This window comes from Deefgea salmonis, assembly GCF_020531905.1.
GTDB lineage: Bacteria > Pseudomonadota > Gammaproteobacteria > Burkholderiales > Chitinibacteraceae > Deefgea > Deefgea salmonis.
In genome coordinates, this window is sequence record NZ_JAJAWG010000016.1 from 1 (window position 1) to 16641 (window position 16641).

Consider the following 16641-nt stretch of genomic DNA (forward strand, 5'->3'; position numbering starts at 1 on the left):
CCATGATAATCAGCGGCAGGGGTAAAGACGATTTTGCCATCGACAATCGCCACAGTGCCATTCACCGCGTTTTGCACGCTGATGATGGTCAGCGTATCCCCATCGGGGTCGGTGTCATTGGCCAGTAGTAGCGCAGGGTTAATGGTGAGTGGCTGATCTTCTAGCGTGGTTAACGCGTCATCCGCTGCACCGCTGCTGTTGTCATCTTTGGGCGTTGGTGTGTCATTGACCGGCGTCACGCCGATATTCACTGTTGCGGTGGCGGTACCGCCGTGGCCATCGCTCACGGTGTAAGTAAAACTCGCGGGGCCGTTGTAATTGGGATTGGGCGTGAATACCACATTGCCATTCACTAATGCCACGGTGCCATTGACGGCATTTTGCACGCTGATAATCGTCAACGTATCACCATCGGGGTCGCTGTCATTGGCCAGTAGTAGCGCAGGGTTAATGGTGAGTGGCTGATCTTCTAGCGTGGTTAACGCGTCATCCGCCGCACCGCTGCTGTTGTCATCTTTGGGCGTTGGTGTGTCATTGACCGGCGTCACGCCGATATTGACGGTCGCAGTCGCGGTGCCACCGTGGCCATCGCTCACGGTGTAAGTAAAACTCGCGGGGCCGTTGTAATTGGGATTGGGCGTGAATACCACATTGCCATTCACTAATGCCACCGTGCCATTGACGGCATTTTGCACGCTGATAATCGTCAGCGTATCACCATCGGGGTCGGTGTCATTGGCCAGTAGTATCGCAGGGTTAATGGTAAGTGGCTGATCTTCTAGCGTGGTTAACGCATCGTCCGCCGCGCCGCTGCTGTTGTCATCTTTGGGCGTTGGCGTGTCATTGACCGGCGTCACGCCGATATTGACCGTTGCAGTGGCTGTGCCGCCGTGGCCATCGCTCACGGTGTAAGTAAAGCTCGCTGGCCCGTTGTAATTGGGATTGGGTGTGAATACCACATTGCCATTCACTAATGCCACGGTGCCATTGACGGCATTTTGCACGCTGATGATGGTGAGCGTATCGCCATCGGGGTCGCTGTCATTTTGCAATAAGCGGCTGCTTGGAATTTGTAAAACACTGTCTTCTGGAACAGTTAATCCATCATCAGCCGCATTTGAACCATTAATGCTTTGGCTTGTATCGTCTCGCGCCTGCGGAGCTCGATTGCCAATCACAGGATCAACATAGCTATTTTTGCCGTCAAGCAGAATGCCCTCAGTAGGAAATCCAGTTGGAATCAGTACCCGAGAGTGCGGGCCTTCGATCACCACAAAGCTATGGCCTGCATTTTCACCGCCAGCAGCGCCAGCAGCAGAAGCGGCTGCCACTTCAGTAGGATCGGCGCCTTGCTCGATTAAAGCTTGAATTTTCGCGGCATCATTGGCCGCGCTGACTGCGGGTTGATACAAGCTAGCGAGTAATTCGCTGGTAATGCTGAATGAATCAGAATGCCCCAAGCTAATTGGATTAGCCCCTGCAAATTGGAGTGCTATTGCGCCGGTAGCACCGGTTTGAATGGTGTCACCGGTATTGACCTTATCGCCAACTTGCAGCGTATGGATTTGCCCTGCGGCGGTGAGTACTTTGACTTCGCCCATCACCTGCGTCACGGTGCCTTGGCTGGCAATGGTATGAGTCGAGATATTTGCTTGCTTGGCCATGATGAGATTCTCGCTATAGGTAATGCGGCCTAATTGCTGTCATTGGTATTTCACAGGGCTTAGACCTAAACTATTGAAGAGGCTAAAGTCGATCAATGCTGCTCGGTACTCAAGTGCGATAATAAAAAGCGACAGCAGCTTTGATACCAAGCCATGATGCAATTGAGTTTTTGCGTCACGACTAACTCATGATCTTGATTCTATGGCCTTACAGTCACGATCGAATCGTCCTCAAGTACTAGGGTTAAACCCGTACTCTTGCCAATACTCAGCGGGATGAGTCATGTCTGAGACACATTGTGTCATTTCTAATCATGCTGAATTTCATGCGCTTTGGGCGCAGGTTTTGGCTGGCAAAGGACCGCTAACTCGGTACGCAGAGATGATGCCAGTGGCCGATCTTTTACTAAATCCACCACGCTCTTGTATTTTGGATATGCGGATTTTTTCGACCATGCCAGAACCACTGTCTTTGATGAATCTGGCTAAAGCGACATGTTTGCTATTGGCATTTGGTGAGTTATCCGTCGACGCCGAGCTGGCTTGGCTGGCTGTCGGCGTGAAGGCGTGCTGCACGCCTGATTTGCCGTTGGCACGCTTACAGGTGATTGTGGATGTTACCTCGCGCGATGGAATTTGGGTTTCAACTGGCGCATTGCCATTTTTATTAAAAGGACTGCAGCATTACACCGCGTCGCATTCAGTCAACGATACGAATAAAAATTTAAAGCAACTTACGCCTCAAGAACGAAAAATTGCCAATTTAGTGGCGCAAGGTCAGTCAAATAAACTCATTGCTCGTGAATTAAATATTTCAGATCGCACAGTAAAAACACATTTAAGTACGATATTTTCTAAATTAAATATTCCGGACCGAGTTCATTTGGCTTTATTTATGAATCGCCAGTTTTAATTTGTACTCATTTAGCATAAATACAATAGGTGTTTGTGTGCGGCAGATCAATAGATTATTTCTGGTTTTTGTTTGGCGGCAATGGCTGATTGTTGCGGTTTTACTATTTCCGCAAATTATTTTATTGCCTAATAGTCAAGGAGAAGATCCATTTCGACTCAGCACGCTGGTGCTAGATAAAGTCGAAAAAAAATATGGTGCAGCAAGTAAGCAAAGACTTGAGGCTTGGCAAGTATTGTTGTCGAGTGATAAAAATATCGATGATTTAAAAAAAATAAAATTAGTGAATGATTTTTTTAATCAACAAATTGTATTTGTCAGTGATGCCCAAAACTGGGGGGTAGAAGATTATTGGGCAACGCCGGTTGAAATGCTAGCCAAAGGGCGTGGTGATTGTGAAGACTTTGCGATTGCTAAGTATTTTTCTTTACTGGCTTTAGGGCTAGCAGAGAATAAACTCCGCATTACCTATGTACAAGCCAGTGGGTTTGGACCGAATAATTTAGCACATATGGTTTTAAGCTATTATCCTAAGCCGGCAGAAATGCCATTCATTCTAGATAATTTAATACCAGAAATTCGTCAAGCTGCTTTACGCACGGATTTAACGCCTGTTTATAGTTTTAATGGTCAAGGCTTATGGTTGGCTAAAGATCGAAGTAATGGCAATGCCAGCGCAAGAAAAAACAATATTGGTTTTTGGTCGAAATTAATGTCGCGTCGTGGTCATGAATTTGATGATTAAAATGATTTGCTGGTTTTAAGGAGAATGTGATGACACTGTTAAAACAGTTGATTCTAATGATTGTATTATTATTTAGCGTTTTATTCTGTGGTAGCATTTATTTAAGTGTTCAAAATTCACGCGATTTTTTGACTGCAGAATTAACCACAATTTCTCAAGATACAGCAACCTCATTGGGAATGCAGTTATCGCCTTTGATTTTAGATCCACAGCAGCAAGTTATCGTACAAAGTATGCTCGACGCGGTATTTGATAGTGGCTATTACCGAAAAATTCAAATTGTCGATGTGAATGGCATTGTTATTCTAGAAAGAGTCGCCCCTTTGCATATCAATCAGGTGCCCGATTGGTTTGTGCGATTATTTCCAATAGAAACGCCCAGCGGTGAGTCGTTGATGAGTCATGGTTGGCAGCAAGTAGGATCAATTCGAATTGCGGCTAATCCAGGGATTGCTTATTCCTCATTATGGGCAAATAGTGCGCATGCTTTTTATTGGTTTTTGGCCGCATTTATTTTGACATTAATCGCGGCAATTAGTCTTTTGCACGTGGTTTTACGGCCATTACGCGCGGTTGAAATGCAAGCCATGGCGATTTGTAATCGGGAATATCCAGCGCCAAGCCCATTGCCATGGACGTTAGATTTGCGTCGAGTGGTTGCGGCAATGAATCAAATGACGCAAAAGCTCAAAGAAATGTTTGTCGAGCAAATGGCCAGTATTGATCGATTGCGACAAGACGCCTATCTCGATCGGTTAACCGGTTTACCCAATCGGCGTTATTTTGATTTGCATTTTCGGCAGATCTTAGCCGCTGATGAAGCCTTGGCTTATCGTGCTTTATTGTTTTTAGAAGTGAGCCATTTAAATACACTGAATGAGCAACAAGGCTTTCAGTCGGTCGATGCATTATTGATGGCCGTGGCCGACATTTTAAAAACCAGTTTAGCCAATAACGCTGAAGACTCATTTATTGCGCGAATGAGTGGCAATACATTTGCTTGTTTAATTGCCGACGCCGAATCAGAGCAAGTGGCGCAAATTGCCAGCGATTTAATGCAGCAACTGACCATGCTCAACGAAAAAGGGATGACGCCGTATACGCAAATTGGCCATATTGGCGTAGTGATGTATCACGCGCAAACCGGTAGTGAATGGCTCTCAGAGGTGGATTTGGCTTTACGTACCGCCCAAGCGGCGGGGAGTAATGCGGTTTATTTGGATGAAGGCCAAGATAAACCGGCTTTGGTAACGCGTAATGCCACGCAATGGCGTGATTTGTTGCAAGCCACATTAAGCCAGCAAAATATTGAGCTCGATACGCAGCGGGTTAAAGCGCTCGATGGACAGAGTTTGCATCATGAGGTGTTTGCGCGAATTCGGGATATCGATGGTGAGTTGATCCCTGCCGCTTTATTTATACCGATGGCCAAGCGGCACGGTTTGTTGCCGCAGTTTGATCGTTTGGTGATTGAGCGCTGTTTAACGCAAATGGCCGCAACGCCGGCACCCACTCGGATGGCGATTAATTTATTTGGTATTTCTATCGCCGATCCTGAGTTTATGGCTTGGCTTACTGAACGCTTAAACGCCGCGCCGCATTTGGCGCAGCGGCTGTGTTTTGAACTGGCTGAGCAAGAAGCGATGAATCAATTGGCTGATGTAGCTGGCTTTATTGCCAAAATGACGCCATTGCAGGTGCAAGTTGGCTTAGATAATGTCGGTCGTGGCCTGAGCTCATTGGCATATTTAAACCGACTTAAAGTGCATTACCTCAAAATCGATGGCGCGTTTAGTCGGCACATTGATCGCGATCGAGATCACCAATTTTATATGGATGCGATGATTAAAATTGCTCATGGTTTGGATTTGTTGGTGATTGCCAAATCAGTCGAAACGGCGGTCGAGCAGACAACATTAGCCGCAATGCGAATCGATGGTATCCAAGGCTTTGCCGTTGAAGACGTCGTGAAGTGGAATGTTAATTGATGGGGTATCTATGTCTGGCCTATATTCAGTAAGCGATTTGTTGATATACCTGCTGAAATGTATCTATGGCAATGTCGGTTGCTGCTGCATCGTAGTCGAACGGCCTCAGCCAATGATGCCGGCTGAGGGTTTGGCTTTAAATCACAATCACGGGGTCATTACATAGCTCGTTAGGATTCTCGCTATCAACAGGCAACGGAAAGTGCTGCGCCAATAAGTCGCCCAATTGCTGGAGCGTTTGGCTTAAACCGGGTAGCACCTGATTGGCCGCCAGATCGCGCTCTAATTGCTGGCAAATGGCTTGCCACTGCGCGGGCGGTACTTTGTTGGCGATACCGCGATCAGCCACTAATTCCAGCTGGCGCTCAGCCAGTAACAGATACAGCACGATGCCGGTATTGCCCTCGGTATCCCAAACGCGCAGATCAGAAAACCAGTTCAGCGCACGCTCACGTGCGGTGGTGTTTTGCCAAATTAAACTCATCGGTAAGCGCGCTTCGATGACCAATCGAATCTCACCCCGATGCCCTTGCTCGGCAGTGGCGATCACTTGACCGAGTGTCGCTTGGCTCGCTGGATTAAAATACTGCAGAGCCCGATTGGGTTTTAAATGCTGCCAGAGGCGTTTTAATTTTTGCATTACCATCCTCCCGAGGCACCACCGCCTCCAAATCCACCGCCGCCGCCACGAAAACCGCCACCACCACCGCTGCTGCCACCAAATCCACCACCATACCCGCCGCCACCGCGCCCGCTTTGATGGCTTAAAACTAGGCCGATGAGTTCGATAAATAAACGGCTACTGACAATACTCAGTGTCAGTGCCATGCCCATGCCAAGCAGCAAAGCCTGCGCGATCGGGGTGCCGGTGCTGATGGCGGCAAAACCACTCACTGCCGCTACACCGCCACGCCCCAACCAGCGACCGCCGATTTGGCTCAAAATAAAACCAGCAAATAAAATCCCTGCCAGCGTGAATGGCTCTAAGCCAAGGATTTTAAAAGGCGCGGCAGCGTCCGGTGCCGTCGCTGCTGCTGGCGGCAGTGCTTCGCCGTCAATTACAGCGCTGATTTTGGCGACGCCAGCGTCGATACCGCCGACAAAATCACCTTGCCGGAACGCGGGCAAAATAAACTCACGAATAATTCGGCTACTCACCACATCCGGCAACGCACCTTCAAGACCTCGGCCGACTTCGATGCGCACTTTTTTATCGTCTTTGGCGACCAACAGCAGCACGCCATCATCCACACTTTTGCGGCCCAATTGCCATTGATCGACCACTTTAATCGCAAATTGCTCAATGCTGTCGTCGCCCGTACTTGGCACAATCAGCACTGCCAATTGGCTGCCTTTGCGCTGCTCTAAACTGGCTAACTGCTGATCTAGCGTTGCAGTTTGCTGGGCATTGAGCGTGTGCGTTAAATCGGTAACTCGGGAATTAAGCTGGGGTATTGCTATGCTAGCAGCGAATACAAAAGGGCATAGCAATATACCTAGGATATAGATCAATAATTGGCAGCGGCGCTGCATTATTTTTTCTCGCCACTAAAGTCCACCGTTGGCGCGCTTGAAATGGCTTTTTCGTTTTCAACGCTAAAGTTGGGCTTCACTTCAATACCAAACACTTTTGCGGTGAGGTTGTTCGGGAAGGTGCGCGCGGTGGTATTAAAGGCTTTCACGTCTTGGATATAGCGATTGCGCGCGACGGTAATTCGATTTTCGGTGCCTTCGAGTTGAGCCGATAAATCGCGGAAGTTTTCATTGGCTTTGAGGTCGGGATATTTTTCCGAAATTGCCATCAAACGCGACAATGCCGAGCCCATACCGGCTTGTGCTTCTTGAAAACGCTTGAGTGCGGCAGGGTCATTGGCTAATTCTGGGGTGACTTGGATGCTGCCCACTTTGGCGCGCGCCTCGGTGACACCAAGCAATACTTTTTCTTCATGCGCGGCATAGCCTTTCACCACATTGACTAAGTTGGGCACTAAATCGGCACGGCGCTGATATTGATTGAGCACTTCGGACCAAGCCGCTGCCACTGTTTCATCTTGGGCTTGCAATGCGTTATAGCCGCAACCGGTGAGTGACAAAGCCAATATCCCGCTAATGAATAATCGTTTCATACCGTGCTCCTAAAAAATTTAATTAAGGCAGTTTATATCAATTTTAATTACGACTTTCTTAATGCTTACCGGCGTGTTGAGCGCACGACATGGTTTATGCAATTCGCCGGGAAAAAAGATGGCATACATCCCCGCGCTTAACACTAGCCGTGATTCATTGTCTTGTGGGTGCACAAAGGCAATATCGCGTTCGACCAATTGATCGACACTCAGACTCAGCGCCCGATTGGGTGGTAAATAGCCAATCACTTCTTCACCTGCAACCAAGTATTGAATATCAATATAGCGTTGATGAAACTCAGGCATGCCGGTATCCCAAGGTTGGGTCATTGGCGTTTGCACAATGGCAATCATGCGCTCGCCATCGAGCGGATAGCGGCCAGCTGCCATGGTTGTAAAGTCGGTATGACGTAAATAATTGAGTGCAGTTTCGATGATGGCCGGTAAAGCGCCGTTGGAATGATTTAAATGGCCAAGTAGCATGGTGATGGAGTTCTATTTTGAAATAAACGTGTTTGTAATATTACAGTATCGTAATTATGTCGCTTGCCTTCTTATGACCCAAACTTGATGATCTTGCCCTTCAATTGAAGGGTCAATGATGAAACTCAAACTATGTTGTGCCTTGGTTTTGCTGTCGAGCACCGTGATTGCGGCCGATCCACGGATGCCAGAACAGATGTTACGTGGCAAAAATTCGCAGTATCAAGATGGTTTTCGCGATGGTTTTCGTGAGGCCGTGCGGATGATGAATGGCGGCGGTCATGGGAACAATGGCAATAAAAATCGTGAAATTCGCATTTCACGCGCAACGTATGGTGCATCGCGCGGCAGTTGTGATTTTACCCAGCGCTTGGCTCGCTCAGCCAATGGGCGCACGGCGTATGAATTTAAAGCCGGTAATCAGTGGTGTGGCGATCCGGCGGATGGTCGTAAAAAAACCGCGAAGATCGAATATTTTTGCCGTGGTGATTTGAAAAAAATCGAAGTCCGTGAAGGTCGTTCTGAAACCTTGCGCTGCCGATAATCTGCGCTCAATTGAGCGATGAATTAAAAAAGGCCACGCTTGCGAGTGGCCTTTGCTTTGCGATGGATGGTTTATTTCAATTTATCCACTTGCACATTTAAGCTGTGCAATTTGTCATGTAGCTCGATCACTTGCGCTTGGTCTTTGGCGACCAAATGCGCTGGCGCTTTCTCGGTGTAGCCGGGCTTTTCTAGCTTGGCGACGAGTTTTTCTAGCGCATCGCTGGTTTTGCCGATTTCTTTATTCAAGCGCGCAGTTTCGGCGGCTTTATCGATTTCGACTTTGAGCATCAAGCGCGTCGTCCCAGCAACGGCAACGGGTGCATCGCCTTCTGGTAACTTCGCAACGATATTCACTTCCGACAATTTCACCAATGGCAGCAAATACTTGGCGTATTTTTGCAGCTCGGGTCCGCCTTCAACAAACATCGGTACTTTTAGCGCTGGGCTCAGGCCCATTTCGCCGCGCAAATTCCGTGCGGCAAAGGCAATCGCTTTGAGCTCGGTAATCGCTGCCACGGCTTCGGGTTTGATTTTGCTTGCATCTGCAATCGGCCACGCTGCCATCATCAATGACTCGGTGTCTTTCTTGCCCGCGAGTGGTGCGACGGTTTGCCAGATTTCTTCCGAAATAAACGGCATGATCGGGTGAATCAAGCGCAAGATGGTTTCGAGTACGCGAATCAAAGTACGGCGCGCCGCACGTTGTTGTGGCTCGGTACCGTGCTGAGTTTGCACTTTCGCTAGCTCGATATACCAATCGCAGTATTCATTCCACGTGAATTCGTAGATCGCTTGCGCCGCCAAATCGAAACGGAAGGTATCGAGCGCGGTGGTCATGGTTTGCTCGGTTTCTTGCAGACGAGAAATAATCCATTCATCGGCAAAGCTGTATTCAAGCTCTGCACCACCTTGACTGTTTTCAAGCCCTAACCCGCAATCTTTGTCGACGACATTCATCATCACAAAGCGCGTCGCGTTCCAGATTTTGTTGCAGAAATTGCGATAACCATCGCAACGCTTCTGGTCAAAATTAATCGAGCGACCGAGTGACGCCAGTGACGCAAACGTAAAGCGCAGTGCATCCACACCATACGCTGGAATGCCTTCGGGGAATTCTTTGGCGGTTTTGGCGGCGACTTTTGGCGCGTTCTCTGGGCGACGTAATCCGGTGGTGCGCTTTTCTAGCAAGGGCTCTAGCGCAATACCGTCGATTAAATCCACCGGATCGAGCACGTTGCCTTCGGATTTGGACATTTTCTGTCCTTCCGCATCGCGCACCAAACCGTGGATGTACACGTGTTTGAATGGGACTTTGCCAGTGAAATGCTTGGTCATCATAATCATCCGGGCTACCCAGAAGAAAATAATGTCGTAGCCCGTCACCAGCACCGCAGAGGGTAAGAAGGCTTTCAAATCGGGTGTTTCCTCAGGCCAACCGTGGCTAGAGAATGGCACCAGCGCCGAGCTAAACCAAGTATCCAAAACGTCGTTGTCGCGTGTAACTGATTTACCGCCCGCTTTGGCAACGGCTTCCGCTTCGGTACGTGCCACATACACTTGGCCGTCTTCGTCGTACCAAGCTGGGATTTGATGACCCCACCAGAGTTGGCGAGAAATACACCAATCTTGGATGTTGTTGAGCCATGAATTGTAGGTATTCACCCAGTCATTGGGCACGAACTGCACTTCGCCGCTGTGCACCGCTTCAAGCGCTTTTTCGGTAATGCTGGTGCCATCAGCGGCAGGCTTGGTCATGGCCATAAACCACTGGTCGGTCAGCAATGGCTCGATCACCGTGCCTGTACGATCGCCACGCGGCACCATCAATTTGTGCGGTTTAGTGTCAAGCAACAGACCTTGCGCATCCAAATCAGCGAGCATCGCTTTACGCGCCTCAGCGGTCGTCATGCCGGCATATGCCGCTGGCAATTCAAGGCTACCGAGGCTGGCGCCTTCAAAGCTAAATACTTGCGCTTTGGCCAAAATCGTCGCTTGCAAGCTCATCACATTGATCAGCTGCGTGTTGTGACGTTTACCCACTTGGTAGTCGTTAAAGTCATGCGCTGGGGTGATTTTGACAAAACCGGTACCGAAAGCTTTATCAACGTATTCGTCAGCAATCACGGGGATTTGGCGGCCAGTGAGCGGCAACTCAACCATTTTGCCAACCAGATGCAAGAAGCGCTCGTCGTCCGGCGCAATCGCCACAGCCACGTCACCCAAGAGTGTTTCCGGGCGAGTTGTTGCGACAGTGATGAATTCGTCTGAACCAACAACCGGATATTTGATATGCCACATATGGCCGTTTTCTTCTTCGGAAATCACTTCCAAATCAGAAACAGCAGTGCCGAGTTTAGCGTCCCAGTTTGATAGGCGTTTACCGCGGTAAATCAAGCCTTCTTCAAACAGGCGCACAAAGGCTTCGACGACGGCGGTCGACATTTTGTCGTCCATCGTAAAGTATTCGCGGCTCCAATCGACTGACGAGCCCATGCGGCGCATTTGGCTGGTGATGGTGTCGCCCGATTCTTTTTTCCATTCCCATACTTTCTCGAGGAAAGCCGGGCGGCCAAGTTCGTGGCGGCTAATGCCTTGGGCATCGAGCTGGCGTTCGACAACGATTTGCGTGGCGATACCGGCATGGTCGGTACCGGGCAACCATAAAGTGTTGTCGCCGCGCATGCGGTGGTAACGCGTGAGGCCATCCATGATGGTCTGATTAAACGCGTGGCCCATATGCAGCGTGCCAGTGACATTAGGCGGTGGCAATTGGATGCAAAATGCCTCGCGAGCAAGGTCCATGCTCGGTTGGAAGTAGCCTTGGCTTTCCCAAAACGGGTACCAATGCGATTCAATATTCTGTGGCTCGAAGCTCTTGGCGAGTTCCATGGTGCGTGCTCAGTTAAAGCGAAACCGTAGATTATAAAGCTTGCTTGGCGCGAATGGGGAATGCCGCAAAAAAAACGCAGCGGCAATATTTTTTTTACCACTGCAAATCTTCGCGCTAATGACCAGCCAACATCCACAGCTCCGACAAAGTTGTATTGACTTGCTTGTTGTATCAATACCAATTTGTGCTTGCCGGTTTTGTCGTCAGTGATGAAGCGGACTATTCTCGGTGACACTAGGGATTACCCTAGTGTCAAAATATAAAAACGAGGATGAGAGAGATGATGAATCAACATCAAGGCTGGCGTTTACGCCTGTCGGTGGTTGCGCTGGGTTTGCTGCTCAGTAGTGGGGTTTTTGCTGCTGAATGGGCAGAAGGAACGACGTATACCGCTGGAACGCAGGTAAATTATGCCGGTAAGACCTATACCGCCCGCTCAACGCATACTGCGTATGTCGGCGCAGGCTGGAACCCGGCAGCAACGCCAACCCTATGGGAGGCCGTGAGCGCGAGCAGTACTGCCGCCCCAACGAGCACACCAACGCCAGTGGCTATCGCCACGCCAAAACCGGTCTCTAGCGCGACGCCAACGACTTCACCCATCACGACACCGACGCCCACCAGCGCGGCACCAGTGGGGAATTGTTTGGCGGTCTGGAATAGCGCCAGTACCTATAACGGCGGTCAGCGAGTGAGTTATAACGGTCGAAATTTTGAGGCCAAATGGTGGACACAAGGCAATACCCCATCGGCCAGCGATCAATGGGGCCCGTGGAAAGATTTAGGCGCTTGTGGGGTAACACCAACATCGTCACCCACAGCCACACCGACGATTACGCCGACAGTGACGCCAAGCGCCACACCGACGACCAGCCCAACAGCCACCCCAAGCGCGACGCCAACGACCACGCCGACAGCCACCCCAAGCGCGACGCCAACGACCACGCCGACAGCCACCCCAAGCGCGACGCCAACGACCACGCCGACAGCCACCCCAAGCGCGACGCCAACGACCACGCCGACAGCCACCCCAAGTACAACGCCAACGACCACGCCAACCGCCACACCAAGCAGCACACCAACGCCGCCGGTTGGGAATAACGACGCTTGCCGCCCTGAAGGCATGGCGGTGTCTGCGGTGGCCAATGTGCCGTATTGCTTGGTGTACGACACGGCTGGCCGTGAGCAACTTGCCAATGGTCTGCAACGCCGCAATATCGGCTACTTCACCAATTGGCGCACCGGCAAAGACGGCAAGCAACGCTATTTGGCCAGTGATATTCCGTGGAAAAATCTAACGCATATTAACTACGCCTTCGCGCACATCGATAGCAGTAATAAAATTTCGGTGAATGCCGAAGTGGCAGGCAATGAATCCACCGATATGACATGGCCGGGGGTTGTAGGCGCAGAGATGGATCCAAGCTTGGTGTTTAAAGGGCATTTCAATTTGCTCGCCAAATACAAAAAACAATATCCAAATATGCGCGTGCTGGTGTCGATTGGCGGTTGGGCAGAAACTGGCGGCTACTTTGGCGCAGATGGCAAACGTGTGTCGTCTGGTGGTTTTTATTCGATGACGACCAACGCCGATGGCTCAATCAATACTGCAGGGATTAATACCTTTGCCGATTCAGTGGTGGCGTTCCTGCGTCAATACCAATTTGACGGCGCCGATCTTGATTATGAATATCCAACCTCACTCAAAGACGCGGGCAATCCACTCGATTGGACGGCTTCTACGCCACGCCTAAAAGGCTTGCAAGCGAGCTACCGCGAATTGATGCGTGTATTGCGTGAAAAACTCAATGCTGCGTCTGTTGCAGATAATAAATACTATCAACTCAGCGCCGCCGTACCGGCTTCGGGTTATTTACTGCGCGGCATGGAAACCTTCCAAGCGGCCAAATACCTCGATTTCTTAAACGTGATGAGTTACGACTTACACGGCACTTGGAGCCCCTACGTTGGCCCGAATGCCGCCTTGTATGACGATGGTAAAGACGGCGAATTGGTGTTCTACAACATCTACAACGACCCGCAATACAAAGGCGTTGGTTATCTGAATACCGATTGGGCCTACCATTTTTATCGCGGCATGATGCCCGCAGGCCGTATCAATATGGGCGTGCCGTATTACACCCGTGGCTGGCGTGATGTGAAGGGCGGCGGTGCTGGCGGTTTGTGGGGCGATGCCACCACGCAAACTTGCCCACCGGGCTTGGTTGCACCGTGCGGCATTGGCGCGTATGGCATCGACAATATCTGGTTTGACGTCGATGCCAACGGTAAAGAACAAGCCGACGGTTCGAATCCAATGTGGCATGCCAAAAATCTAGAAAAAGGCATTGCCGGTGATTACCTCGCCCAGTTCAATATGTCTGCTGCCAATATCGTCGGTAAATACACAAGGTATTACGATCCAACGCTCGTGGCATCTTGGCTGTGGAACGATACCACCAAGGTATTTATCTCGACTGAAGATGAAGCAGCAATGCAAACCAAGGCCGACTGGATTATCAAAAACGGCATTGGCGGCGCGATGAACTGGGAATTGGCCGGCGATTATGATTGGGATGCCAATCAAGCCAATTTGAACGGCGGCAAAGGGCAGTACGTACCGGGTTCAAGCCTAACGCGTCTGTTGGCGGATAAATTCCGTAGCGCAGCGCCTTATGGCAATACCGTCGCGAGTAGCACCAATCCGGTGAGCGCCATTACGCCGACCGAAGTGATTGACGTGAGTGTGGAATTGAATAAATTCCCCATGGGCGACGATAATTTCCCGATCACGCCAACGCTGCATATCGTCAACAACACCGGTGTAGCGATTCCATCGGGTGGCAAAATCCGCTTCCAATATCCAGTTTCTGCACCGGATAATTTAAGCGGCGGCGCAATCACCGCAGTGGCATCGGGCCATACCGGCAATAATATCGGCGGCTTAAAAGGCGATTTTCACACCGTGGAAATGGCCTTGCCAGCTTTAGCCATTGGCGCAGCGAAAGATGTGAAAGTGACGTATGTCTTGCCCATTTCGGGCCCAAGCAATATCCAAATCACGCTCAAAGGCAAAACATTCGCCATCAAGCAAGAACAACCCAATAAACCAATTGGGAAGTTTTGATTCTGGTTTTTAGTTGTTAAGGTAGGGTATCTTGATCTGAGCTTTTATATTAAAGGCTTGGGGTAAGATACCCTTTAAATTGTGCGGCTTGTGTCTGGTTTTGATTTTGCTTCGCTCTGCTAGCACTACGGCATTTAGAAAATTAAAACCAATATCGCGGGTAACTACCGCGTTGCCTTAGGTTGTTCATTAAATATCCAACCCCGACAATGCTCAACGCACCAAGCAATACCGGCGTAATTAGAAAACCAAATCCCGGATGAGTTGCCATCACCAATAATGGATTTGCTCCTGCTGGGGCATGCACTGTTCGGGTGATTTGCATGAGGGCTAAAGCCAAACCAACGGCCAGCGCTTCTGACCACCAAAAATCGCCTACTGCATACAGCATGGTTAAGCCGACAAGAGTGGTTATCAAATGGCCGCCGATCACGCTGCGTGGCTGAGCTAACGGCGAATCAGGTAATCCAAAAACTAAAACACAGCTCGCACCAAATGGCGCCATCAGCCAAGAAAATCCAGAAATTTTTGATAACCACGCGGTGATGCCAATGGCTAAAACAGCCCCTAGCAGGGAAATCAATACAAATTGAATAGATGGCACTGGCGGTGCATTTGATTTCAGGCAAAATTTAAAAGCCATGATCGAATTCCAATTTGAGGTAGATGATTAGCTAGGATACTGATCGGTGTACAATCAAGTCAACAGATCGGTGTACTTGTTGTTAATCTTCATATTAAAATGACCGCTATGAATACATCTGACCAAATTGTTAACGCAGCACTGAACGAGTTCTACCAGCATGGTTTTCACGCAACGGGGGTTGATCAGCTCAGCCGTGTTGCTGGTGTAACCAAGCGGACCTTGTATCGTTATTTTCCGAGCAAAGACCACTTAATTGAGGCGGCATTAAACTTGCGCGATACGCAGTTTTTTGAACGCATGCAGGCTTTTGTTGAGACCGCAGAGGCTGTTGATCGACCACAAGCATATGTGGCTTTTTTGGCGAATTGGGGCAATGAAGACAATTTTTGTGGGTGCGCATTTATTAATGCGGCCGCTGAATTTGCTGAACATAGCGCTAGCCCGCATGTTTTGTCCAAAGCGCATAAATTGCGCGTCTTGAATTACCTTGAAGTGATTTGTGCTCAAGCTGGCGCAATGGATCCAGCAACAATGGCAATGCAATTGTTTTTAATTGGTGAGGGATTGATTGTTGCAATGCAGACCATGGGGGCTTCTGCACCATTGGCTGAGGCTGCATTAAAATCAGTCGCGCAAATATTCAGGGTATCGTAATACCGAATTTGATTGCGCAAAGTGAAGTTGCTGGTAGTTAGGCTGGCTATTTTAATGATTGGTTTGAAGTTGCTCTTAAAGGGTATCTTGTTCGAGGCTTTTTAATTAAAGGCTTAGCGTAAGATACCCTTTATATTTAGTGGCGCAAAGCTGTTGAATTTCAATGTCTTGATTCATAAGCCATTCTAAAAGCCAATCCGGCCAAAACAGTACCCATTATCCAGCGCTGCACGACGATCCACAGCGGGCGTCCGGATAGGAAGCTCGCGAGAGTACCGGCCATCATGGCGATCAGTGCATTGACAATGAGGCTGACCGAAATTTGAATACTGCCAAGCATCAAGGACTGAATGAGAACACTACCATGCTCTGGCGAAATAAATTGTGGGAGCAAGGATAGATACATGATGGCTATTTTGGGATTGGCGATGTTGGTGATAAAGCCCATAACAAAAAGTTTTTTCGGTGTATCCACGGGGAGTTCGCGTACAGAAAAAGCAGAACGGCCACCCGGTTTGATCGCTTGCCAAGCAAGATAGAGTAGGTATAAAGCCCCGCCGAATCGAAGAACGTCGTATGCATAGGGCACTGCAAAGACAAGTGCAGTAATGCCGAATGCAGCGCAGAGCATATAGAAGACAAAGCCTAAAGCAATACCACCTAAAGATATGAATCCTGCGCGCCGACCTTGGCAAATAGAGCGAGATATCAGATAGATCATGTTTGGCCCTGGGGTTAAAACCATGCCCAATGCAAGAAGACCGAACATTAATAAATTTGAGACGTCTGGCATCGCTTATCCCTTGTTAATCAATAATGCTTAAGCGAACAGGTATGGATCCTATGCGATCTGATTCAC

The 16641-nt window shown here is 49.4% G+C and carries 14 protein-coding genes; 6 read left to right on the forward strand and 8 right to left on the reverse strand.

The features are described from left to right. Positions 1 to 1664 (reverse strand): retention module-containing protein (locus tag LG219_RS14660; protein WP_226765195.1); only part of this gene is annotated, 1664 nt, incomplete at its 3' end. 283 nt (positions 1665 to 1947) lie between these two features. Between LG219_RS14660 and LG219_RS14665 the strand changes: the two genes are divergently transcribed. Genes LG219_RS14665 through LG219_RS14675 form a run of 3 tightly spaced genes read left to right on the forward strand, consistent with a single transcriptional unit; the run spans position 1948 to position 5310 of the window. Next, positions 1948 to 2577 carry a helix-turn-helix transcriptional regulator gene (locus tag LG219_RS14665; protein WP_226765196.1) on the forward strand — a complete coding sequence of 210 codons (630 nt, stop codon included), beginning with the start codon at positions 1948 to 1950 and terminating at the stop codon, positions 2575 to 2577. 1 nt (position 2578) lies between these two features. Beyond that, complete coding sequence (locus LG219_RS14670; RefSeq protein WP_226765197.1) at positions 2579 to 3322, forward strand: transglutaminase-like cysteine peptidase; 744 nt, start codon at positions 2579 to 2581, stop codon at positions 3320 to 3322. A 29-nt stretch (positions 3323 to 3351) separates the two neighbouring features. Beyond that, on the forward strand, positions 3352 to 5310 hold the full coding sequence (locus LG219_RS14675; protein ID WP_226765198.1) for an EAL domain-containing protein: 1959 nt from the start codon (positions 3352 to 3354) through the stop codon (positions 5308 to 5310). A 136-nt stretch (positions 5311 to 5446) separates the two neighbouring features. Here LG219_RS14675 and LG219_RS14680 read toward each other — a convergent pair whose 3' ends face one another. From LG219_RS14680 to LG219_RS14695, 4 genes are read right to left on the reverse strand one after another with little or no spacing between them, the layout of a single operon-like run. Then, positions 5447 to 5950 carry a TPM domain-containing protein gene (locus LG219_RS14680; protein WP_226765199.1) on the reverse strand — a complete coding sequence of 168 codons (504 nt, stop codon included), beginning with the start codon at positions 5948 to 5950 and terminating at the stop codon, positions 5447 to 5449. Beyond that, a complete protein-coding gene (locus LG219_RS14685) occupies positions 5950 to 6843 on the reverse strand; it encodes a TPM domain-containing protein (protein ID WP_226765200.1) in 894 nt (297 codons plus the stop codon). Before LG219_RS14685 ends, LG219_RS14680 begins: the two co-directional genes overlap by 1 nt. Further along, positions 6843 to 7436: a LemA family protein gene (locus LG219_RS14690; protein ID WP_226765201.1), complete on the reverse strand. Its 594-nt coding sequence runs from the start codon at positions 7434 to 7436 to the stop codon at positions 6843 to 6845. The genes LG219_RS14685 and LG219_RS14690 overlap by 1 nt, the downstream gene beginning before the upstream one ends. A gap of 18 nt (positions 7437 to 7454) precedes the next feature. Then, a complete protein-coding gene (locus LG219_RS14695) occupies positions 7455 to 7919 on the reverse strand; it encodes a NanQ anomerase/TabA/YiaL family protein (protein WP_226765202.1) in 465 nt (154 codons plus the stop codon). Between the two features lie 115 nt (positions 7920 to 8034). Here LG219_RS14695 and LG219_RS14700 point away from each other — a divergent pair, with 115 nt between their 5' ends. Then, positions 8035 to 8463, forward strand: a complete 429-nt coding sequence (locus LG219_RS14700) for a hypothetical protein (RefSeq protein WP_226765203.1) — start codon at positions 8035 to 8037, stop codon at positions 8461 to 8463. 71 nt (positions 8464 to 8534) lie between these two features. Here the strand turns inward: LG219_RS14700 and LG219_RS14705 are convergent, their stop codons facing one another. Then, entirely contained in the window at positions 8535 to 11354 is a 2820-nt protein-coding gene (locus LG219_RS14705) for a valine--tRNA ligase (RefSeq protein ID WP_226765204.1), read from the reverse strand. 281 nt (positions 11355 to 11635) lie between these two features. On the opposite strand from LG219_RS14705, the gene LG219_RS14715 reads away from it, so the two are divergent. Next, positions 11636 to 14482, forward strand: coding sequence for a glycosyl hydrolase family 18 protein (locus LG219_RS14715; RefSeq protein ID WP_284691704.1), 2847 nt, complete (start codon positions 11636 to 11638; stop codon positions 14480 to 14482). Positions 14483 to 14624: 142 nt separating this feature from the next. Here LG219_RS14715 and LG219_RS14720 read toward each other — a convergent pair whose 3' ends face one another. Continuing rightward, positions 14625 to 15125, reverse strand: a complete 501-nt coding sequence (locus tag LG219_RS14720) for an HPP family protein (protein ID WP_226765205.1) — start codon at positions 15123 to 15125, stop codon at positions 14625 to 14627. Positions 15126 to 15233: 108 nt separating this feature from the next. On the opposite strand from LG219_RS14720, the gene LG219_RS14725 reads away from it, so the two are divergent. Beyond that, positions 15234 to 15782, forward strand: coding sequence for a TetR/AcrR family transcriptional regulator (locus tag LG219_RS14725; RefSeq protein ID WP_226765206.1), 549 nt, complete (start codon positions 15234 to 15236; stop codon positions 15780 to 15782). Between the two features lie 160 nt (positions 15783 to 15942). Here the strand turns inward: LG219_RS14725 and LG219_RS14730 are convergent, their stop codons facing one another. Further along, positions 15943 to 16575 carry a LysE family translocator gene (locus LG219_RS14730; RefSeq protein WP_226765207.1) on the reverse strand — a complete coding sequence of 211 codons (633 nt, stop codon included), beginning with the start codon at positions 16573 to 16575 and terminating at the stop codon, positions 15943 to 15945. Positions 16576 to 16641 lie beyond the last annotated feature (66 nt).

What these genes read in the sequence shown, in the direction of transcription:
- LG219_RS14690 (WP_226765201.1), bottom strand. Translation starts at nt 7,436, where the DNA reads ATGAAACGATTATTCATTAGCGGGATATTGGCTTTGTCACTCACCGGT.
- LG219_RS14695 (WP_226765202.1), bottom strand. Translation starts at nt 7,919, where the DNA reads ATGCTACTTGGCCATTTAAATCATTCCAACGGCGCTTTACCGGCCATC.
- LG219_RS14725 (WP_226765206.1), top strand. Translation starts at nt 15,234, where the DNA reads ATGAATACATCTGACCAAATTGTTAACGCAGCACTGAACGAGTTCTAC.
- LG219_RS14705 (WP_226765204.1), bottom strand. Translation starts at nt 11,354, where the DNA reads ATGGAACTCGCCAAGAGCTTCGAGCCACAGAATATTGAATCGCATTGG.
- LG219_RS14715 (WP_284691704.1), top strand. Translation starts at nt 11,636, where the DNA reads ATGATGAATCAACATCAAGGCTGGCGTTTACGCCTGTCGGTGGTTGCG.
- LG219_RS14720 (WP_226765205.1), bottom strand. Translation starts at nt 15,125, where the DNA reads ATGGCTTTTAAATTTTGCCTGAAATCAAATGCACCGCCAGTGCCATCT.
- LG219_RS14730 (WP_226765207.1), bottom strand. Translation starts at nt 16,575, where the DNA reads ATGCCAGACGTCTCAAATTTATTAATGTTCGGTCTTCTTGCATTGGGC.
- LG219_RS14685 (WP_226765200.1), bottom strand. Translation starts at nt 6,843, where the DNA reads ATGCAGCGCCGCTGCCAATTATTGATCTATATCCTAGGTATATTGCTA.
- LG219_RS14700 (WP_226765203.1), top strand. Translation starts at nt 8,035, where the DNA reads ATGATGAAACTCAAACTATGTTGTGCCTTGGTTTTGCTGTCGAGCACC.
- LG219_RS14680 (WP_226765199.1), bottom strand. Translation starts at nt 5,950, where the DNA reads ATGCAAAAATTAAAACGCCTCTGGCAGCATTTAAAACCCAATCGGGCT.
- LG219_RS14665 (WP_226765196.1), top strand. Translation starts at nt 1,948, where the DNA reads ATGTCTGAGACACATTGTGTCATTTCTAATCATGCTGAATTTCATGCG.
- LG219_RS14675 (WP_226765198.1), top strand. Translation starts at nt 3,352, where the DNA reads ATGACACTGTTAAAACAGTTGATTCTAATGATTGTATTATTATTTAGC.